Source organism: Peptacetobacter sp. AB845 (assembly GCF_047528295.1).
In the GTDB taxonomy this organism is placed as follows: domain Bacteria; phylum Bacillota; class Clostridia; order Peptostreptococcales; family Peptostreptococcaceae; genus Peptacetobacter.
Window position 1 is genome coordinate 936,072 of the sequence record NZ_CP180001.1, and the last position, 21,044, is coordinate 957,115.

The following is a 21,044-nucleotide window of genomic DNA, read 5'->3' on the forward strand; positions in this document are numbered from 1 at the left end:
CGCTATCTAAATACCGCACTATCTAAATACGTATATATTTTAATATTTATCTACCTAAATACTTATTATCTAAACATTTATTACCGAAACGTTTATTATCTAAATGCTTATTTATTTAAATATTTTTTATTTATCTTACGTGTCTTATTTTGTAAACAAATTTATCACTTCTAGCGACACTTAGAGTAAATTCGATAACGATATTGTTGTCATTGTAAGTAGTACGAAGTAGCTTTAAACATGCTGAATCTACAGGAACATCTAAAAGTTTAGATTCCTTATCAGATACGATACCAGCAGAGAACTCTTCGTCTGCTACTTTTATTATTTCGTTATAATCATCTTTAAATATTTCGTATAAAGGTCTTTCTACAACCTTTTCTTCAGTCAATCCTGTAAATTCAGTGAATGGAAGATAAGTTCTTTCAAGCATCATAGGAATATCGTCTGCAAGTCTAAGACGAACTATTTTTATCATCTTATCTCCAGGAGTTATACCTAATTTTTCAGCAAAGTAATTAGTACTTTCAAGGATTTCAAATGAAAGAACCTTTGTTGTAGGAGTTTTGCCCTGAGATTTCATATGATCTGTAAAACTGTAGCTGTCCATAAGATTCTGTGACTGCTGGTTTAGAGCAGATACAAATGTACCCTTGCCATGTCTTTTATATATATACCCCATATGTTCTAAATCCGCCATTGCAAGTCTAACAGTTGTTCTACTAACTCCGTACTCGTCACAAATCTTTCTTTCAGATAGCATCCTATCGTTTGGCTGCATTTCAGTTTCTATTTTGTTTCTCAATATTTCAACTAATTGATCATATATCGGTCTTTTATCTTGTCTATTTATCATAATACCCTCTCTCTCTAAAGTGGTTATAACCACATTTGAATTATAAAATAGATAATTTATCATGTCAATATATAAAATTATATAAAACTCAATATAATAATTATAATCTATTTTCTATTGACAAGACAGAGGAAATAATTTATATTCAGAAGTGGTAATAACCACTATGTATTGAAACTTATTAAAAAAATTAAAATAAAAATTAAATAGGTAAAATAAAAAATTAAATAGGGAGGTAGTCATGATTACGACAATAACATTCAATGCATCTATAGATAGATTATATAGAGTAAGTGAAATAAATATAGGTGAAGTGCAGAGAGTAATCGAATCTAATGCCACTGCTGGAGGAAAGGGAATAAACGTAACAAAAGTGTGTAAAATTCTTGGTGAAGATCCTATGGCGATTGGATTCTTAGGTGGATTTAATGGTGCATTTATAAAAAATGAGCTAGACAAGAAAGAAATAAAAAATAGATTCACAAAAATAGATTCTGAAACTAGAAACTGCTTAAATATTATAGAAAATAATAAAGTTAGTACTGAGTTTTTAGAAAAAGGGCCAGTTGTAGAAGATAGTGATTTAGAAAGATTTGAAGAAGATTTAAATGCAGTTATAAAAGATACTAAGGTTTTAGCAGCATCTGGAAGCTTTTGCCAGAATATGCCTGTTGAATACTACGAAAAAATAGGAAATATATGCAGAGAAAATGGAGTTAAGTTTGTACTAGATACTTCTGGAAATGCGTTAAAGGCAGCTCTTAAATCTAAGCCTTATCTTATAAAACCTAACACAGATGAGATAAAACAGCTACTAGATGTAAATGTAGAATCAAGAGAAGAAATAATAGAAGCTGGTAAAAAACTTTTAGAGTTAGGTGCAGAAAATGTATGTATATCTCTAGGAAAAAATGGAATGATATATCTAGATGGTAAAAATGTTTATGATGTTAAAATTCCAAAAGTAGAGGCAGTAAATACTGTTGGCAGTGGAGATAGTACAATAGCAGGATTCAGTGTAGGTATACTTAGAGGATATAGTCTAGAAGAAACTATAAAACTTGCAAATGCATGTGGTATAAGTAATGCTTTAAACGTAGACACAGGATTTGTTAAATTAGAAGAAGTTGAAAAGTACAAAAACTTAGTGGAAGTAACTAAAATAGCTTAATTGAGACGATAAAAGAAGGTTATTTATATAATAAAAACGTATAAGGTTTAAAATTTTCTATTGACAAAGAAAAACAAATAAATTATTCTAAGAATAGAAAGTGGTAGTTACCAGTTTAGACAAAATCGTTCGAAAGGCGATTATATTTTTTACTTTCTTAACTGGTTATAACCTTATTACCAAATAAAGACCAAAAATAAAAAGGAGAAAAATAATGTTTAAATTCGACGAACAGAAATTAAAAGATTTAGGTGCAATAATAACAACAACAGAAATAAAACAGCAGCCAGAATTATGGGCTGAAGCTTACGAAATATACAAAGAAAACAAAGAAAACTTGGATAAATTCATATCTAACATAGGAGAAAAACACGGACAGTTTAGAGTAATATTTACTGGTGCTGGTACTTCTGCTTATGTAGGTAATTCAATAGTTCCTTACTTAAACAGAAAAAATGACCAGAAAAAAATGATAATAGAAGCTATAGCTACAACTGATATAGTTTCAAATCCTTACGACTATCTAAAAGAAGATATGCCAACTTTATTAGTATCATTTGCAAGAAGTGGTAACAGTCCAGAAAGTTTAGCAGCTCTTAACCTAGGAAAACAGGTAGTTAAAGATTTCTATCATTTAGCTATAACTTGTGCTCCAGAAGGTAAATTAGCACAGATGACTAAAAACGACGAACACAACTACTTATTATTAATGCCAGCAAGATCTAATGACCAGGGATTTGCTATGACAGGAAGTTTCTCTTGCATGATGTTATCTGCAATGCTTATATTCGACAACTTAAATGAAGACGAAGAAAGCTCATATGTAAGAACAATAGTTGAAATGGGAAGAAATGTAATAGAAAGAAAAGATGAAGTACATAAATATATAGAAGGTGATTTTGATAGAGTTGTTTACCTAGGTTCAGGTGGATTAGGTGCTTTAACTCAGGAAGCTCAGTTAAAATTACTTGAATTAACTGCAGGAAAAATAGCTACAGGATACGATTCTTCAATGGGATTCAGACACGGCCCAAAATCATTCATAAACGAAAACACTCTAGTATTTGTATTTGTTTCTAACAATGCATATACAAGACAGTACGATTTAGATGTACTTGAAGAAATAAATGCAGACCAGATAGCAAAATTAACTTGTGCTATATCTGTAGAAAATGAAGCAAACTTCTCTGGGGAAACATTCGGATTTGGAAAAGAATATGCTAATCTTCCAGATGCATACCTTGCATTCCCTTACATAATGTTTGCTCAGGCATTATCTCTATTTGTTTCAGTTAAAGTTGGAAACAAACCAGATACTCCATCTCCAACAGGAACAGTTAATAGAGTTGTTAAAGGTGTAATAATACACGAATACGAAAAATAGAAAATTTGATTGGATAGATTGAATAATTTGAAGGAGGTTTAGTTATGGCATTAGTAACTACAAAAGAAATGCTTTTAAAAGCGCAGGAAGGTCATTACGCAGTAGGTGCGTTTAATGTTGAAAATATGGAAATGGTTATGGCTGTAATAGGAGCTGCAGAAGAATTAAATTCTCCAGTTATACTACAGACTACTCCATCTACAGTAAAATACGCAGGTTTAGATTATTATTTAGCAAATGTTAAGGTTGCAGCTGAAAAAGCTAGTGTACCAGTAGCAATGCACTTAGACCACGGTTCAAGCTTTGAACTAGCTATGCAGGCACTTAGAACTGGATATACTTCAATAATGATAGATGGTTCTCATGAATCATTTGAAGATAATATAGCTGTATCTAAAGCAGTTGCAGACGCTTGTAGACCATCAGATATACCAGTAGAAGCAGAATTAGGTAAAGTAGGCGGAAAAGAAGACGATTTAGATGGTGGAGAAGGAAATGCTCACACAGATCCACAGGAAGCTAAAGAATTTGTTGAAAGAACAGGAGTGTCTTCATTAGCTGTAGCAATAGGTACTGCTCATGGTATATACAAAGGTGAACCTAAAATAGATTTAGATAGATTATCAGAAATAAGAGAAGTTGTATCTGTTCCACTAGTACTTCACGGTGGTTCTGGTATACCTGACGAAACAATAAAAGAAAGTATAAGAAGAGGTATAGCAAAAGTAAACTATGCAACTGAACTTAGAATAGCATTCAGTAATGGAGTTAAAAAAGTTTTAGCTGAAAACCCAGATGTAATAGACCCTAAAAAATATGGAGCAGCTGGACGTGACTCTGTTAAAGAATTTGTTAAAGGAAGAATGGAAGTTTGTGGCTCAATAAATAGAGCATAATTTGATAAACCAACCTTTTAAAGACCCTAAATTCATACTATTTGTGTGTGGATTTAGGGTATTTAAGCAGATATACTATTTATTTGCGTTTGTAAAAATAATGGGGCAATGTTTTCCTAGTTAAAGTGAAAAAAATATGTTTTTGTAAACTCTATGTTAAATGTATAATATAATAAGAGAATAAAATAAATATACTCTTTTGTAAAAAATGTATATTTAATAAAGTTTACTAACAGTTTTAAATAATAAAACTTAATTTAATTTAGAATAACTTTAAATATAATGAGATACAAATTTCAAGATATGTAATGAAAAAATTCGTCTTTTGTAAAGGATATGTTTTTAATATAATAACCTTAAAGACAAAGGACACAACTAATTAAGGGGGTGATCTTATCAGACAACGTATTATTCTTGAAGAACTAATTAATAGCGATGGATACTTAAAATTAGATTATTTTGCAGAAAAATTAGGAGTTTCAACAAGAACCATAAGAAACGATATAAAGGATATGGAAAAAGATTATGAGCGTAACGGATTTTGTTTGGAATACAAAACGAGGTTAGGTTATATTCTTAAAATAACAGATAAGAATAAGTTTGAAACTTACTTAGAAAAATTACCCGATTATATAGTTGAAAGTCCTGAACAAAGATTGGATTCAATTATAGTGGAGTTATTGCTAACGGATGGATACAAAACAATTGAAAGCTTAAGTGATAAGTTTTTAGTGAGTACATCCCAGATAAAAAATGATTTGAAAAAGATAGATGATAGGCTGCTTAAATACGATTTGAGATTAGATAGAAAACCTCATTATGGATTAAAAGTAGAAGGTCAGATAGATTCAATTCAAAAATTAATCAGAGAGCTTTACGCAAAGAAAAATAGAAATTTTATGAAATATAAAATGACATATGTAAGTAAAGCAAAGATAGTAAATATAAAATCTACTATAAAAAATATTTTCAATGAACATTCACTAGAGGTAAATATAACTGAGCTGGAAGAAATACTATCACAGTTAGTTATCCTATATATAAAGACAAGCTTAAGAAAAAGCTCTGATGTATATATGATAGATAAAAAAGAAGATGATGAAGTATTAGAAGGCATATTAAGTGGAATATTCTATGAAAATAGATATTATTTTACCCCTCAGGAAAATGATTACCTAAAAAGACTTATAAGAGAAAAAACAAAAGATAAGAAAGCTGCTTCTCTTGCAATAGATAAAAGCAAGTTAGAGGAAGTTATATATGAGTACTTTAAAGAGGTTGATAAAAGATATAAAACAAGCTTTTTAGATGATAAAGAGTTTTTAAAGCTTTTATACTTACATATAGCTGCTTTAATAGAAAGATCTAAAAACAACCAAAGTATCTCAAATCCATTTTCAGTGAAAATAAGTCAACAATACCCTACAGTTTTCAACTTAGCAATACAGTTATCAAAAAAAATAGAGCAGGAATATGATATAGAAATAGATCAGAATGAAATCGGATTTATAGCTACTCATATAGCGGTTCCTTTTGAAAAGAGAGAAAAAAACAACTTTGATAAGAAATACAGAATAGCAATTGTTTGCTCATCTGGAGGAGGAAGTGCATTTTTAATAAAGCTTAGATTAGCTGAGATTTTTAGAAATGCAATAATAGAAAACTTCTCATTATTAGATGAAGAAGAGGTTATAGACTTTAAACCAGATTTAATTTTCTCAATAACAAAGCTAGGATTTAAAATCGACGCTCCAGTAATTTTAATAAATGAAATTTTAGATGAGCTAGATAATATGAACATAAAAGAAAGTGTAATGTTTGTAGACCATATGCATAGTGCTAATAACCCTAAAGAATATATCTTGAGTTTATTTAGCAAAAATCATTTTAGATGCATAACAGAAAAAATGGATTATAAAGAAGTTCTTTATTCTATGGCACAGGATGTTGTAGATGATGAAGCTTGTTCCCCTACATTCCCAGATGATGTTTGGGAGAGGGAGTCTTGCCTAAGTACTATATATAAAAATGGAGTTGCAATACCTCATCCAATAGAGATGACAGGAAATAAAAACTTAATATCTGTAGGTCTTGTGCAGGCAGATATTGAAAGCGAAGGAAAAACTCCAAAAGTAATATTTATGGTTTCTCTTAAAAAAGGAGATTTAGAACTACACAGACAGATATCTAAATACCTAGATAGGGTAATGTCTAGTGAGGAAATAGTGGATATGCTAAATAAATCTCAGTCTTATGAAGAATTCATATATAAATTGAAAATATATATAGGAGGATAAAAGATGAATATAGATTTTCTAAAAAAATTGTCTGAAGCAGATGCCATAGCTTCTAATGAAGGCGAAGTTAGAAAGGTTATGCTAGACGAATTAAAGGATTATAGTGATAAAGTGGAATACGATGGTTTAGGAAGTGTAATATTTTCAAAAATAAAAGGTGAAGACCTACCAAATATAATGCTTTGCGCTCACATGGATGAAGTAGGATTTATGGTAAGAAGTATAGATAAATTAGGTATGATACATCTTATAAATATAGGTGGTGTTAAACCTTTAGCCCATTTCACGCAGAGAGTAAGAATAACAACTAGAGAAGGTAAGAAAATACCTGCTATAATAAATGCTACTTATAATGAAGGAAAAGCAGAAAATATATACGCAGACATCGGTGCATATACAGAAGAAGAAGTAAGAAATCTAGGAATAAGAGTTGGAGATATGGTTACATACTCAACTGAATTTGAAAAATTCGACCTACCAAATAGATTAGTTGGTAAAGCATTTGACGATAGATTAGGATGCTTTGTTATGGGAGAAGTTTTAAAAAGACTAGAAAAAGAAGATTTAAACTGTAATGTACACTTTGCAGCAACAAGTAGTGAAGAAGTAGGAATAAGAGGTGGTAAGACAGCTACTTATTTCGTAAATCCAGATATAGTATTCGCAATAGATGTTGCATGTGCAAAAAATGAATTTGTAAGAGATTACACAAATCAGAAACAGATAGACAAGGGTATCATGCTTATGCATAGAGATAGAACTTTAGTTCCAAACAAAGAACTAGTTAATTACGTTATTGATGTAGCTGAGGAAAACGATATATCGTTACAGCACGACATGTTCCAGTCAGGAGGAACAGATGCAGGTGAGGCTCATCTAGTAAACGAAGGGAAAGCAGCTGTTGTTACTTGTATCCCAGTAAGATATGGACACTGTGCATTCTCAATAGTAAGTAATAAAGATCTTGAAGATACTATAGAGCTATATACTAAATTAATTTTAAATTTAGATAAAGAAAAATACAATAAAATAAGAAATTTTGGCTAATTTAAAAGGTAAAAGGAGATTTTGAAAAATGTCAACAGAAATGCAGATAATGGAATTAATATCTACAGCAGGAGAAAGTAAAGCTAAAGCTTTCGAAGCTTTAAAAAAAGTTAAAACAAGAGATTTTGATGGAGCAAGAGCTTTATTAAAAGAAGCTAGAAAAATAGACGTAGCAGCTCACAATATACAGACTCAGCTTATAACACGGGATTTAAATGAAGATATGGAAAGCCCAGAAATGAGTTTATTAATGGTTCATGCTCAGGACCACTACATGACTTCTCAGCTAGCTAAGGACATAATAGAAGCAGTTATAAATGTTTTCGAAGAAGAATAAGATTTGAACTTAAAAAATTAGAAACAAATAAATCAGAAAGATAAATTTGTCAAAAGTAAATTAGAAATTAATTATATTTTAAAAATATAAATAATATAAAAAAATCCAGTAAAAATAAAAAACAAAATTTTAGGAGGAATAATAGTTATGAAAATATTATTATGTTGTGCAGGTGGATTTTCAACAAACATGCTTATGCAGAATATGAAAAAGGTAGTAAAAGAAAGTGCTAAATTAAACGAAGATGATTTCGCATTCACTGCTATACCAGCAGATTCACTAGAAAGTGAAATAGACAACTGGGATATAGTAATGATAGGACCTCAGGTTTCTCACAAAACTGACTTTATAGCATCTTTATGCGAACCAAGAAATATACCTTACGTTGTAATAGATAAAGACGTTTACGGAAAAATGGACGGAGCAACAGTTATGAAATTAGCTCTAGTAACTTACAAAAAACATCAGATGGGACAGTAAAAATTTAATATAATAAAAAGAGGAGATTGAATATATGTTTGCTAAATTTGAAGCATTTATGAATAAATACTTTATGCCACTAGCGCATAAAGTGGATAATCAGAGACACTTAAGTGCGATAAAAGCCGGAATGGTTGCGATGACACCATTCACAATACTAGGAAGTTTATTTGCAGTACTTCCAGCATTACCAAATATGATCGGGGAAAACAACCCACTAAGCCAGTTTATATTAAATAACGCGGCAATATTAGATTTACCAGTAACACTTTCAATAGGTTTAATAGGTTTATATTCTTGTATGTGTATAGCTTATAACTTAGGTAATCATTATAAATTATATATTCCTGGATGTATAACTCTTGCAACATTCGCATTCTTATTCTTAGTTGCAGATATAACTCCAGAAGGTGCTTTAGACCTAGGTAACTTAGGTGCTAAAGGTCTATTTACAGGTATGATAGCAGGTTTACTTGCAGTAGAATTATACAACTTCTGTAAAGTTAAAAACCTTACAATAAAAATGCCAGAAGGCGTACCAGATTTCGTATCAAAATCATTCGAGTTAATACCTACAAGTTTAATAGTTGGTGGGACTTTTATAGTCGCAAGATTCGCATCATTAGCAATATTCGGTGAATTACCACCACAGATACTTACTAAATTCTTAGCTCCATTAGTTGGATCTATGGATAACCCATGGGCAGTTCTTGGATTAAACTTTGCTATATGTACAATATTCTTCTTCGGAATACATTCATCAGTTTTCAGTCCAATAACAAGACCAATAATGGTTACATTCATAGCTGAAAATATAGCAGCTATGCAGGCTGGACAGCCAATACCTCACTTCTATACAGCAGGTACATCAAGTGCATTCTTCGGATTCACAGGATGTGGTATAAGTATAGGATGTGTAATAGCATGTTTACTATCTAAAAACAAAAGATACAAACAGATCGGTAAAGTTTCATTATTCCCAGCTCTATTCGGTATAAATGAACCAATATTATTCGGTGCTCCAATAATATTAAACCCAATAATGTTCATACCACACGTATTTGGTGGAGCTATAATAGGTACATTACCAATGTTCTTAATGCACTGGGGATTATTAGATAAACCAATATTTGACCCACCATACGTTGGAGTATTCTTAGAAGGATTCTTAACAAACGGTGACTGGAGAACAATATTAGCCAATGGATTACAGTTAGTATTAGCAATTGCGCTATACTGGCCATTCTTCAAAGTTATGGAACGTCAGGAAGAAGAAGCAGAGGCTAAAAAAGCAGAAGAAGCAACAAAAGATATATTCTCAAGTGAAGATAAAGACTTACTTGGAGATTTAGACCTAGACTTCTAATTTAAAAAAGAGAGGACTAAAACCATGAACGATAGAGTAAAAAAACTAAGAGATTTAATAGACGAATTAAACACAGAGGCTATTTTATTAAAAGGAAAAAACAATAAGAGATATGTCGGTGCACTTACAGGAAGCGGTGTATATGTACTTATAACAAAAGATTCAAAATATCAGATTTTAGACGGAAGATACATAGACGAAGCTGACAAAAAAACAACTGGATTTATTAAAAAAATTGTACCACAGGGTTCTTATATACCTAGCATACTAGAATTATTAGAAGAGCTAAATATAAAAAATCTCGCAATAGAAAGCCAGGCTATGACTATACAGGATTACATCCGGTTAAAAGAAGCAGGATTAGATCTTACTCTATTGACAAATGAACTTGGAAAAGCAAGAGCAATCAAATCAGATGATGAGATTGCTCTTATCAAAAAAGCATGCGAGATAACAGATGAAGTATTTAGTGAAGTTATTTCAGTAATAGAAGAAGGTATGACAGAGCTTGAGGTAGCAGCTCTACTTCAATACCATGCTCTTAAAAAAGGCGCAAGTGGAATGTCTTTTGAAACAATAGTTGTTTCAGGTGATAGAGGTGCAATGCCTCATGGAAGACCGACAACAAAAAAATTAAAAAGAAATGAAGCAATAACAATAGATTTTGGTGTTGTTTATGAAGGATACCAATCAGATATGACTCGTACTATATCTATAGGAGAGCCTCCTGAAATTATTAAAAAAGTGTATGATGTTGTTTTAGAAGCTCAGACATCTGCAATTGCAGCTATTAAAGAAGGTGCAAAGGCAAGTGAAGTCGATAGCGTGGCTAGACAAATTATAGAAGAGCATGGATTTGGTGAATATTTCAACCATGGACTAGGACATGGAATAGGTCTAGGAGATGGTGAAGTTCCTACACTAAACCAGAGAAGTAAAGATATTCTAACAGAAGGAATGGTTATGTCTTGTGAGCCAGGAATTTATATACCTGATGTAGGTGGAGTTAGAATAGAAGATGATGTTGTTATAATAGACGGAAAAGGTGTTTCGCTTAATAAAACAACTAAAGAATTTATAATATTGGGAGAGTAATTAATATGGAATATAATTTTGACAAGGTAATAAACAGAAAAGAAGGTAACTGTAGAAAATGGAGTAACCATGTATTAAAAGAAAAATTTGGCTTAGGTGCAGATGCAATCCCTATGGATTTAGCGGATATAGATTTTGAATGCTCACCAGCTATAAAAGAAGCAATCGCTAAAAGAGCAGCGGTTGGAGATTACAGCTATACATTTGTAAGCGACGATTTCTACGATGCTGTAATAGATTGGAACAAAAGAAGATTCAATGTAGATATAGAAAAAGAATGGATAAAACTTACTTTTGGTACAGTATCAACTCTTCATTATATAGTTCAGGCTTACACTAAGGAAGGAGAAGGGGTATTAATAAATACACCAGCTTACGATCCTTTTGCTGAAGCTGTAGAAAACAACAACAGACAGTTATACTGCAGTCCATTAAAATTAGTGGACAATAGATATTATTTAGATTTTGAAGATATGGAAGAACAGATGAAATCTAATAATATAAAAGTATTTATCTTCTGTAGTCCACAGAATCCATCTGGACGTATATGGACAAAGGATGAGCTATATAGAGTGTCAGAATTATGTCTAAAATATAATGTACTTTTAGTATGTGATGAAATACATAGAGATATAGTATTTGATAGAAGTCAATTTACATCTTTATGGAATGCACATCCTGAAATACATGAAAACAGTATAGTATGTGTTTCACCTAATAAAGGATTTAACTTAGGTGGACTTAAAACTTCTTACGTTGTAATAAGAAACAAAGAAGTAAGAGAAACTTTATTAACTAGATTAAAAAGCAACTCAATAACTTCTCCAAACGTATTTGCTGTACCTGCTATAGTAGCGGCTTATAATGACAGTGAAGAGTGGTTAGATCAGATGACTGCATATGTTGCAGGAAACTTCGAGATAGTTTACGACTTTTTCGAAAAAAATATGCCTAAAGCAAAAGTTATGAAATCTGAATCATCTTTCCTAGCTTGGATAGATGTTAGAGAAATATTTGCAAATGAAGAAGAAATGAGAGACTTCTTTATAAAGGCTAATCTAACTATGGTAGTTGGAAGTTATTTTGTACGGGACGGAGAAGGATTCGTAAGAATCAATATCGGATGCCCAAGAGCTACATTAAATGAAGCTTTAAATAGAATTAAAAATACATATGAAGAACTATTTTGTTAGTTCCAGATAATCCCTAAGACCATTGCAGTAATGCGGTGGTCTTTTTTTGTGTGTTTAGTTTTTTGTATTTTTGTATTTAGTTTTTTTGTATTTAGAAAACTCGAGTTTTACTGGTAGGTTTCTTTTTCTTGGGACAAAGTAAGTAATTTGAAGTAAAGTAAATTATTTGAAGTTAAATAAAAAACATTAGCAAATGCATAATAATATAGATATACAATCAGTAATAAATAAAAATTATTAGTGGGAATTATCTGAATAGTTTAAAACCTATTTTTAAAAAGAAAAAGAAATAAATTCTTAAAAAATAAAAGTTAAAAAATTATCTATAATGATGAGAAAACATTTGTATACACTCTTATAAATAGATAGATATATCTAAAAAGAATATGAATTGTATACAAAAGATTAAGAATTATAATAGAAATTAATGTAAATTATCGTGATTGATAAAAAAATAGCTAAAAAAATAAAAGAAGTAAAATTCAAAAAAAGAATAATAATATATAAACAACTTGCAAAAAGTAGTAAGTTGTATATACTGATTCAATCTTGGATACTTCAAATAGTTTCAAAAAAAATCAAAGTTGAAATTACAGTTTTTCAAAACCATGATAAATCTGAAAGTATAGCTTTAAAAAGAAAGTGTTTAAATTTCAATAAAATTAAGTAAAAAATAATAAAATGAAAGAGCTAGAAATAAAAATTTTACACAAAAAATTATTATCTAGGTAAAAAATGGAAAACGTATTCAAAATAAATTCAAAACGATAGAAAGAGAAAATGATTATGCAAAATAAGTTAGAAAATTGAAGAATAGTCAAAAAAACAATTCAAAAAAGTGACTTTATCAAATTGACAAAATCGTAAAATAAAAATATAATAAATATAATCTAAGAATATTATAAAAAAGTTTGGCCAATTTCAAAAAGACAGGTGGTGAAGAGATGTCATCTATTGAATTAATAAAAGTTATCAATGAAGCAGAAGAACAGGCCGATAAAATTAAAAAAGATGGAGTTCAGGAAGCGAAACAAATCGTAGCTGATGCGAATAAAAGAGCATCACAGTTAATACTTGAGGCAGAAGATAAGGCCGATGCTGAATACAATTTAGCAATAAGTAAGGCTGAGGCTGAAGCAGGAAAAGTATATGATGATATTATTGAACAAACATCAGAAAAGAGCAGAGTGATTTTATCAGAAGCTGAAAAAAACATTCAAGCTGGAGTAAAGGTTGTTCTAGAAAGGATTGTGAAGTCTAATGTCAATAGTTAAGATGAAAAAACTTTCTGTCATAGGACTGAGCAACAACAAAGAAGAGCTTATAAAACATTTAATGGATCTTGGGGTAGTTGAATTAAGTGCACAGGATCAAAAGCTTCTCGATGAAGAGTGGGCTAATATAGTTGTAAAAGACGGCAACGAAGATGAAGTTAGCAGAATAGATGCTGAGCTTCAGAAGATTTCAACAGTGCTTGAAACACTTAACCAGTACGATAAATCTAAACGGCCTCTTATAAAGACTAGAAGAGCTATTACAAAGAGAGAATTCAAAAAGGTTATGGAGGATAAGGAAAGTATCCAAAATACTGTAGAAGAGGTTTATAAGCTTTATAATAGTCTTGTGAATCTGAAAGGACAAGAAAACAAAATAGAAACTAATATGGTTTCATTAAAACCATGGCTTTCTTATGACATACCTGTTGAATTGAGGGAAACAGATAGTACCGAAATTATGATGGGTGTTGTTCCTAGTGTAACAGAGATAGAAGCTATGAGAGCTGCTGTAGAAGAAGCTACAGATAGAACAGTATTTAGACTTATCGGAAGCGATGCAGATCAACATTACTTATCTATAATAGCTCTAAAAGATGATATTGAACTTGTTTTAGATTGTGTTAGACAGTTTGGATTTAACAAGGTTACATTCTCAAACATGTTTGGAACACCTGTTGAAATAACAGGAAATTATGAGAAAGAACTTGCAGAAATTGCAAAAGAAAAAGAAGTAGTAGAATCAAGTATAGCTTCTATGACAGGAGAAATCAAAAAAGTAGAATGCTTATATGACGATGCAGTAATAGAAAAAGACAGAAATCAGATAAGAAATAGGCTTTTAAAAACAGAAGCTTCTTTCTATTTTGACGGATATATGCCAGCAGCGGCAGAAAAAAGTGTTCAGAAAGTGCTAGATGCTAATGAATGTTATTATGAATTTAATGAAATTCCAGAAGGAGAAGAGGCACCAGTATTATTACACAATAAAGGAGCTGTTTATCCTTTCGAAGCAATAACAAATCTTTACGCATTACCTGAATATACAGAAATAGACCCTACAAAATGGTTAGCACCTTTCTACTTTATATTCTTTGGTATGATGCTTAGTGATGCAGCATACGGAATAATAATGGCAGTTGGATGCTTCATAATATCTAAGAAATTCAGACTAGAGGGAATGATGAAAAAACTTATAAATATGTTCTTCTGGTGTGGTATTTCAACTGCAATATGGGGTGCACTATTTGGTGGTTGGTTTGGAGATTTACCAACAGTTGCAGCAAAGACATTCTTCGGAATAGACAACTTTGTAATCAAGCCACTTTGGTTTAACCCAGTAAATGACCCTATGAAATTATTAATATTCTCATTCATACTAGGTGGTATACATTTATTCCTAGGTATGGGAATACAGGCATACATGCTTATAAAAGAGGGTAAACCTTTCGATGCATTATGCGATATAGGTTTCTGGTACATACTTTTAATAGGTTTAGTTCTATTTGGAGTAGGCGGAAAGATAGGGCCAACAGTTGCCACAATAGGTAAGTATATGACTATTGTAGGTGTACTTGGACTTCTTCTAACAGGAGGAAGAAAGAAAAAAGGAATATTCGGAAAGATTACAGGCGGTTTAGGAAGCTTATACAATATAACTTCTTATTTAGCTGATATTCTTTCATACTCAAGACTTCTTGCTCTAGGTCTTGCCACTGGAGTTATAGCTCAGGTTATAAATACAATGGGAAGCTTAGCAGGCGGAGGAATAAAAGGATCTATATTATTAATAATAGTTGCTGTGTTTGGACACTTATTCAACTTAGCAATAAATGCATTAGGAAGTTTCGTTCACGCCAGTAGACTACAGTACGTTGAATTCTTCGGTAAATTCTATAAAGGCGGAGGAACAGCGTTTGAACCATTTGATAAAAAGACAAAATATGTCGACATAGTTAAGGAGGAAGATTAATATGTCAATCGGTACAATGTTAGCAATTTTAGGAGCATCATTAGCAGCAATAGCAGGTATAGGAAGTGCGATAGGTGTAGGTATAGCTGGGGAAGCAGCAGCAGGAGTAGTAGCAGAAGACCCTAAAAAATTCGGTCAGACACTAATCATGCAGGCTCTACCAGGTACTCAGGGTATATATGGATTATTAATAGCTTTCATCATAATGCTTAAAATAGGTCTTATGGGTGGAAGTGGAATAGCAGATTTAACAGTTGCACAGGGTGCAGCAATATTAGCAGCAGCAGCACCTATAGGAATAGTTGGTGTATTCTCAGCTATAGCTCAGGGTAAAGCAGCAGCAGCTGGTATAATGCTTATAGCTAGAAAACCAGAAGAATTAGCAAAAGGTATGATATATGCAGCAATGGTTGAAACATATGCCGTATTAGCATTACTAGTATCTTTCTTAATGTTAAACGCAATAGCTTTATAATAACAACAGTAACAGTTTAAGGATGTGGATATAATGAGTATTGAAAAAATAACAGAAAAAATACTTTCTGAAGCTCAGGGATATGCAGATGATGCTGTTGCTGAAGCAAGAAAACAGGAAGAAGAAATATTAGCTAAGGCACAGGCCGATGCAGATAAAATACTTTTAAATGTCCAGAACAAAATAAAAGCTGAATCAGAAAAAGTATTCAGCAGAAGAAATTCACTTGCTCAGCTTGAAACAAGAAAAATGCTTCTAAAAGCTAAACAGGATGCTGTTAATGAATGTTTTGAAAGAGCAGTTAATGAAGTCCACAACATGGACACAGAAAAATATATAGAGTTTCTAGCAGATACTTTATCTGACATAGGTGTTAAATGTGGAGAAGTTCTTTTCAATGCTAAAGACGCTGAAGCTGTTGGAGAAAAGGTAATTGTTCTGGCAAATGAAAAAGGAAATGATTTTTGTTTATCAAATAAAACAATAAATGCTAGTGGAGGATTCAAAGTTGTAGCAGGGAAAGTTGAAATAACAGCTACAATAGAATCTATAATTGAAGATATAAAAGAAGAAATAACACCTGATGTGGTAAAGGCATTGTTCGAATAATACAAGGCTTATCCACTTTAAGAAAGGGGATTGATTGATTTGGCAAAGATTAACGATAGAGATTACGTATTTGCCACTGCCTGTGTAAGAAGCGGAGAAAAAAATATGCTTAGCCACGATAAAATCGAAAAAATGGTTGAAAGTAAAAGTCCGGAAGAAGCATTAAAGGTACTTACAGAAATGGAGTATGGAGGAGCTATTCAGGATGTTAAACCACAAGATTTTGAAGTGCTTTTAACACGGGAACACAAAAGAACTTACGAATTCGTTAAATCGATAGTTCACGATCCTGAGTACTTTAACATATTTTTATATCAGTCAGATTACCATAATATAAAAGTTATATTAAAAGCAGAATTTTTAGGAACAGACCCTGAACCATTCTTTATGGGAAGTGGAAGTATAGATACTAAAGATCTTGTAAATATGGTAAGAGAAAGAGATTTTGTTGGAATGTCTACAGAGATGAAGGATGCTATAGAAGAGGTTCTAGACGTATTCGGAAGAACTAAAGATCCTCAGCAGGTAGATATAATCCTAGATAAAGCATGCTATAAAGATATGATAAGACTTGCGGATAAATCAGAAAATGCATATTTAAAAGGATATGTAAAACTTCTAATAGATACTATTAATTTAAGAATATTTGTCAGAATGAGAAGAATGAATAAGTCTTGGGACTTCTTCTCAAAAGTGTTTATAGAAGGTGGAAATATAACAGAAAAATTCTTTATAGGTGGATACGATGAACAGCTTGAATCATTCGCTGAGAAATTAGTTTCTTACGGATTATCAGATGTTCTTGCTGAAAGTATCCCAATGCTTAAAGAAAATGGCAGTTTCACAATGCTTGAAAAATTATGTGATAATCGTTTGATGGAATATGTAAAAGATTCAAGATATAAATCTTTTGGAATAGAAGCTATAGTAGGCTACATACTAGCTAAAGAAAATGAAATAAAAGCAGCTAGAATAATAATGGCTGGTAAATTAGCTGGACTTCCATCAGATAGAATAAGAGAAAGGCTGAGAGTAAGTTATGTATAGAATAGGAGTAATAGGTGACAGAGATAGTGTAGTAGGATTCAAAGCTGTTGGACTAGATACATACCCTTGTATGAACTCAGACGAAGCTAAAAAAATTCTACACGAACTTGTAACTGAAGAGAATTTCGCTATTATCTACATAACAGAAGGTCTATGCAAAGATATGATCGAAGAAATAGACAGCTATAAATCACTAATAACACCAGCTATTATCCCGATACCAGGAGTTGACGGAAGCCTAGGAATAGGAATAGCAGGAGTTAAAAAGAATGTAGAAAAAGCAGTTGGAGCTGATATTCTTTTCGGAGATAAGTAAGAAAACAAATTATTAATTTTATTAATATAGAAAGAAACGGTGATAAAATGAGCCAAGGAAAAGTAGTTAAAGTATCTGGACCACTTGTTGTTGCTGAAGGTATGCAGGAAGCCAACATGTTTGACGTGGTTCGTGTCTCAGATGAGGGACTTATAGGTGAAATAATCGAGATGCGTGGAGATAAAGCATCTATTCAGGTATATGAAGAAACAGCAGGTCTTGGACCAGGAACAAAAGTTGTATCAACACATGCGCCTCTAAGCGTTGAACTTGGACCAGGGCTTATAGAAAATATGTACGACGGTATCCAGCGTCCACTAGAAAAAATGGTGGAAGTTGCAGGATCTAATATATCAAGAGGTATAGATGTTTCAGCAATAGACAGAGATAAAAAATGGGAATTTGTTCCTAAAGTAGCTGTTGGAGATGCTGTACAGACTGGAGATATAATAGGTACAGTTCAGGAAACTGTTGTTGTAGAACATAGAATAATGGTTCCTGTAGGAGTAAAAGGTACTGTTAAAGAAATAAAATCTGGTGAATTCACTGTAGAAGAAACAGTTTGTGTTCTTACTCTTGAAGATGGATCAGAAAAAGAATTAACTATGATGCAGAAATGGCCAGTCAGAGTTGCTAGACCATACAAAGAAAAACTAGTTCCAGATATGCCTCTAGTAACTGGACAGAGAGTTATAGATACAATGTTCCCTATAGCAAAAGGTGGGGTTGCAGCTGTACCGGGACCTTTCGGAAGTGGTAAAACAGTTGTTCAGCATCAGCTTGCTAAATGGGCAGACGCAGAAATAGTTGTTTATATAGGTTGTGGTGAACGTGGAAACGAAATGACAGACGTTCTTCGTGAGTTCCCAGAACTTCAGGACCCTAAAACTGGTGAATCACTAATGAAGAGAACTATACTTATAGCTAATACTTCAGATATGCCGGTTGCAGCCCGTGAAGCATCTATATACACAGGTATAACAATAGCAGAATACTTCAGAGATATGGGATACTCAGTAGCACTTATGGCAGACTCTACATCAAGATGGGCCGAAGCTCTTCGTGAAATGTCAGGACGTCTTGAAGAAATGCCAGGTGAAGAAGGTTACCCAGCTTACCTAGGATCTCGTCTAGCTCAGTTCTATGAAAGAGCTGGTAGAGTAGTAAGCTTAGGAACAGAAGGTAGAGAAGGTGCACTATCTGCAATAGGTGCCGTTTCACCTCCAGGTGGGGATACTTCTGAACCAGTTTCTCAGGCTACTCTTCGTATAGTAAAAGTATTCTGGGGACTAGATAGTGACCTTGCTTACAAACGTCACTTCCCAGCTATAAACTGGTTATCAAGTTATTCTCTATATGTAGACAGATTAAACAAATGGTTCGACAAAAACGTTAATAAATACTGGTCAACAAATAGAGCAGATGCTATGAAGTTACTTCAGGAAGAAGCAGAACTTCAGGAAATAGTACAGCTAGTTGGTGTGGATGCACTTTCATACTCAGATAGATTAAAACTTGAAATAGCTAGAACAATACGTGAAGACTACTTACATCAGAATGCATTCCACGATGTAGATACATACTCTTCACTAAACAAACAGTTCCTATTATTAAGATTAATAATGTTATTCTACAACAGAAGTGCAGAAGCAATAGCAAACGGAGCTGATTTTGATAAATTAGTAGAACTTCCAGTAAGAGAAAGAATAGGAAGATTTAAATACGTAGAAGAAAAAGACGTAAATGAAGTTTACGCAGCAATAGATGAAGAAATGGTAAGTTGCTTAGCAGACTTAACAGCTAAGGAGGTGGAGTAATTGATAAAAGAGTATAAGACTATTGCAGAAGTGGCCGGACCACTTATGCTTGTTAAAGACGTAGAAGGAGTAACATACGATGAACTTGGAGAAATAGAACTTCCTTCTGGTGAAAAAAGAAGATGTAAAGTACTAGAAGTTAATGGAAATAATGCTCTTGTTCAGTTATTCGAAAACTCAGCAGGTATAAACCTAGCTGACAGTAAGGTAAGATTCCTTGGACATGGTATGGAACTTGCCGTATCAGAAGAAATGTTAGGTAGAGTATTCGATGGTATGGGTAGACCAAAAGATGGTGGCCCAGACATAATACCAGAAATGAAATTAGATATAAATGGGTTACCTATGAACCCTGCAGCTCGTGACTATCCGTCTGAATTCATACAGACTGGTGTATCTGCAATAGATGGACTAAACACATTAGTTAGAGGACAGAAACTTCCTATATTCTCAGGATCAGGTCTTCCTCATGCAGAACTAGCATCTCAGATAGCTAGACAGGCTCAGGTTCTTAACAGTGAATCTAACTTCGCGGTTGTATTCGCTGCAATGGGTATAACATACGAAGAAGCAGATTACTTCGTATCTGACTTCAAAAGAACAGGTGCGATAGATAGAACAGTACTATTCATGAACTTAGCAAATGACCCTGCTGTTGAACGTATATCTACTCCACGTATGGCGTTAACAGCTGCAGAATATCTTGCATTTGAAAAACACATGCACGTACTAGTAATATTAACAGATATAACAAACTACGCAGAAGCTCTTCGTGAAGTATCTGCAGCAAGAAAAGAAGTTCCAGGTAGAAGAGGTTATCCAGGATACCTATATACTGACCTTGCTACAATGTATGAAAGAGCTGGTAGAAAACTTGGCTGTGAAGGTTCAATAACAATGATACCTATATTAACAATGCCAGAAGATGATAAAACTCATCCAATACCAGACTTAACTGGATACATCACAGAAGGACAGATAATACTTTCTCGTGAACTTTATCGTAAAGGTGTTACACCACCAATAAACGTACTTCCTTCACTATCTCGTCTAAAAGACAAAGGTATAGGTAAAGGAAAAACTAGAGAAGACCATGCAGACACAATGAACCAGTTATTCGCTGCATATGCTCGTGGTAAAGAAGCTAAAGAGCTTATGTCAATACTTGGTGAAGCTGCACTTACAAACATAGATAAAAAGTATGCAAAATTTGCCGATGCTTTTGAAATGGAATATGTAAATCAGGGATACGAAACTAATAGATCAATAGAAGAAACTCTTGAAATAGGATGGAAATTATTAACTATACTTCCTAAGAGTGAGTTAAAACGTATAAAAGATGCTAACATAGAAAAATACTACCCTGAAGAAACATATGATCCAGATGCTAAATAAAAGAAGGGGGAGTAGGC

The 21,044-nt window shown here is 32.6% G+C and carries 19 protein-coding genes; 18 read left to right on the plus strand and 1 reads right to left on the minus strand.

Features of this window, described 5'->3' with window-relative positions; genetic code table 11:
- Positions 1 to 130: 130 nt before the first annotated feature.
- Entirely contained in the window at positions 131 to 856 is a 726-nt protein-coding gene (locus ACK2WO_RS04540) for a GntR family transcriptional regulator (RefSeq protein WP_329999408.1), read from the minus strand.
- A 241-nt stretch (positions 857 to 1,097) separates the two neighbouring features.
- On the opposite strand from ACK2WO_RS04540, the gene pfkB reads away from it, so the two are divergent.
- The 18 genes from pfkB (at position 1,098) to ACK2WO_RS04630 (ending at position 21,027) form a co-directional block, all read left to right on the plus strand.
- Entirely contained in the window at positions 1,098 to 2,027 is a 930-nt protein-coding gene (gene pfkB, locus ACK2WO_RS04545) for a 1-phosphofructokinase (RefSeq protein WP_414698523.1), read from the plus strand.
- Positions 2,028 to 2,241: 214 nt separating this feature from the next.
- Positions 2,242 to 3,411 carry an SIS domain-containing protein gene (locus ACK2WO_RS04550; protein ID WP_178412323.1) on the plus strand — a complete coding sequence of 390 codons (1,170 nt, stop codon included), beginning with the start codon at positions 2,242 to 2,244 and terminating at the stop codon, positions 3,409 to 3,411.
- A gap of 44 nt (positions 3,412 to 3,455) precedes the next feature.
- Positions 3,456 to 4,307: a class II fructose-1,6-bisphosphate aldolase gene (gene fba, locus ACK2WO_RS04555; RefSeq protein ID WP_178412324.1), complete on the plus strand. Its 852-nt coding sequence runs from the start codon at positions 3,456 to 3,458 to the stop codon at positions 4,305 to 4,307.
- A gap of 410 nt (positions 4,308 to 4,717) precedes the next feature.
- Entirely contained in the window at positions 4,718 to 6,604 is a 1,887-nt protein-coding gene (locus ACK2WO_RS04560) for a BglG family transcription antiterminator (RefSeq protein WP_414698734.1), read from the plus strand.
- 3 nt (positions 6,605 to 6,607) lie between these two features.
- Complete coding sequence (gene ypdE / locus ACK2WO_RS04565) at positions 6,608 to 7,651, plus strand: aminopeptidase (protein WP_414698524.1); 1,044 nt, start codon at positions 6,608 to 6,610, stop codon at positions 7,649 to 7,651.
- A gap of 28 nt (positions 7,652 to 7,679) precedes the next feature.
- Positions 7,680 to 7,988, plus strand: coding sequence for a PTS lactose/cellobiose transporter subunit IIA (locus ACK2WO_RS04570; protein WP_414698525.1), 309 nt, complete (start codon positions 7,680 to 7,682; stop codon positions 7,986 to 7,988).
- A 147-nt stretch (positions 7,989 to 8,135) separates the two neighbouring features.
- Positions 8,136 to 8,468 carry a PTS sugar transporter subunit IIB gene (locus ACK2WO_RS04575; protein WP_178411418.1) on the plus strand — a complete coding sequence of 111 codons (333 nt, stop codon included), beginning with the start codon at positions 8,136 to 8,138 and terminating at the stop codon, positions 8,466 to 8,468.
- A gap of 34 nt (positions 8,469 to 8,502) precedes the next feature.
- A complete protein-coding gene (locus ACK2WO_RS04580; protein WP_414698526.1) occupies positions 8,503 to 9,834 on the plus strand; it encodes a PTS sugar transporter subunit IIC in 1,332 nt (443 codons plus the stop codon).
- 24 nt (positions 9,835 to 9,858) lie between these two features.
- Positions 9,859 to 10,929 carry a M24 family metallopeptidase gene (locus tag ACK2WO_RS04585; protein WP_178411420.1) on the plus strand — a complete coding sequence of 357 codons (1,071 nt, stop codon included), beginning with the start codon at positions 9,859 to 9,861 and terminating at the stop codon, positions 10,927 to 10,929.
- Positions 10,930 to 10,934: 5 nt separating this feature from the next.
- On the plus strand, positions 10,935 to 12,122 hold the full coding sequence (locus ACK2WO_RS04590; protein ID WP_178411421.1) for a PatB family C-S lyase: 1,188 nt from the start codon (positions 10,935 to 10,937) through the stop codon (positions 12,120 to 12,122).
- Positions 12,123 to 13,066: 944 nt separating this feature from the next.
- A complete protein-coding gene (locus ACK2WO_RS04595) occupies positions 13,067 to 13,396 on the plus strand; it encodes a hypothetical protein (RefSeq protein WP_178412381.1) in 330 nt (109 codons plus the stop codon).
- Entirely contained in the window at positions 13,383 to 15,368 is a 1,986-nt protein-coding gene (locus ACK2WO_RS04600) for a V-type ATP synthase subunit I (RefSeq protein ID WP_414698527.1), read from the plus strand. Before ACK2WO_RS04595 ends, ACK2WO_RS04600 begins: the two co-directional genes overlap by 14 nt.
- 1 nt (position 15,369) lies before the next feature.
- Positions 15,370 to 15,843 carry a V-type ATP synthase subunit K gene (locus tag ACK2WO_RS04605; protein ID WP_118549788.1) on the plus strand — a complete coding sequence of 158 codons (474 nt, stop codon included), beginning with the start codon at positions 15,370 to 15,372 and terminating at the stop codon, positions 15,841 to 15,843.
- A 33-nt stretch (positions 15,844 to 15,876) separates the two neighbouring features.
- Entirely contained in the window at positions 15,877 to 16,452 is a 576-nt protein-coding gene (locus ACK2WO_RS04610; RefSeq protein WP_414698528.1) for a V-type ATP synthase subunit E, read from the plus strand.
- Between the two features lie 39 nt (positions 16,453 to 16,491).
- Positions 16,492 to 17,499, plus strand: a complete 1,008-nt coding sequence (locus tag ACK2WO_RS04615) for a V-type ATP synthase subunit C (RefSeq protein ID WP_178412384.1) — start codon at positions 16,492 to 16,494, stop codon at positions 17,497 to 17,499.
- Positions 17,492 to 17,815, plus strand: a complete 324-nt coding sequence (locus ACK2WO_RS04620; protein ID WP_178412385.1) for a V-type ATP synthase subunit F — start codon at positions 17,492 to 17,494, stop codon at positions 17,813 to 17,815. The genes ACK2WO_RS04615 and ACK2WO_RS04620 overlap by 8 nt, the downstream gene beginning before the upstream one ends.
- A 47-nt stretch (positions 17,816 to 17,862) precedes the next feature.
- A complete protein-coding gene (locus ACK2WO_RS04625; protein WP_414698529.1) occupies positions 17,863 to 19,632 on the plus strand; it encodes a V-type ATP synthase subunit A in 1,770 nt (589 codons plus the stop codon).
- Complete coding sequence (locus ACK2WO_RS04630; RefSeq protein ID WP_414698530.1) at positions 19,633 to 21,027, plus strand: V-type ATP synthase subunit B; 1,395 nt, start codon at positions 19,633 to 19,635, stop codon at positions 21,025 to 21,027.
- The last annotated feature ends 17 nt before the right edge of the window (positions 21,028 to 21,044 follow it).

Excerpts from the sequence above, each read along its gene's own strand:
- ACK2WO_RS04580 (WP_414698526.1), top strand. The coding sequence starts at position 8,503 with ATGTTTGCTAAATTTGAAGCATTTATGAATAAATACTTTATGCCACTA.
- ACK2WO_RS04550 (WP_178412323.1), top strand. The coding sequence starts at position 2,242 with ATGTTTAAATTCGACGAACAGAAATTAAAAGATTTAGGTGCAATAATA.
- ACK2WO_RS04590 (WP_178411421.1), top strand. The coding sequence starts at position 10,935 with ATGGAATATAATTTTGACAAGGTAATAAACAGAAAAGAAGGTAACTGT.
- ACK2WO_RS04570 (WP_414698525.1), top strand. The coding sequence starts at position 7,680 with ATGTCAACAGAAATGCAGATAATGGAATTAATATCTACAGCAGGAGAA.
- ACK2WO_RS04610 (WP_414698528.1), top strand. The coding sequence starts at position 15,877 with ATGAGTATTGAAAAAATAACAGAAAAAATACTTTCTGAAGCTCAGGGA.
- ACK2WO_RS04625 (WP_414698529.1), top strand. The coding sequence starts at position 17,863 with ATGAGCCAAGGAAAAGTAGTTAAAGTATCTGGACCACTTGTTGTTGCT.
- ACK2WO_RS04585 (WP_178411420.1), top strand. The coding sequence starts at position 9,859 with ATGAACGATAGAGTAAAAAAACTAAGAGATTTAATAGACGAATTAAAC.
- ACK2WO_RS04620 (WP_178412385.1), top strand. The coding sequence starts at position 17,492 with ATGTATAGAATAGGAGTAATAGGTGACAGAGATAGTGTAGTAGGATTC.
- fba (WP_178412324.1), top strand. The coding sequence starts at position 3,456 with ATGGCATTAGTAACTACAAAAGAAATGCTTTTAAAAGCGCAGGAAGGT.
- pfkB (WP_414698523.1), top strand. The coding sequence starts at position 1,098 with ATGATTACGACAATAACATTCAATGCATCTATAGATAGATTATATAGA.
- ACK2WO_RS04540 (WP_329999408.1), bottom strand. The coding sequence starts at position 856 with ATGATAAATAGACAAGATAAAAGACCGATATATGATCAATTAGTTGAA.
- ACK2WO_RS04595 (WP_178412381.1), top strand. The coding sequence starts at position 13,067 with ATGTCATCTATTGAATTAATAAAAGTTATCAATGAAGCAGAAGAACAG.
- ACK2WO_RS04600 (WP_414698527.1), top strand. The coding sequence starts at position 13,383 with ATGTCAATAGTTAAGATGAAAAAACTTTCTGTCATAGGACTGAGCAAC.
- ypdE (WP_414698524.1), top strand. The coding sequence starts at position 6,608 with ATGAATATAGATTTTCTAAAAAAATTGTCTGAAGCAGATGCCATAGCT.
- ACK2WO_RS04575 (WP_178411418.1), top strand. The coding sequence starts at position 8,136 with ATGAAAATATTATTATGTTGTGCAGGTGGATTTTCAACAAACATGCTT.
- ACK2WO_RS04605 (WP_118549788.1), top strand. The coding sequence starts at position 15,370 with ATGTCAATCGGTACAATGTTAGCAATTTTAGGAGCATCATTAGCAGCA.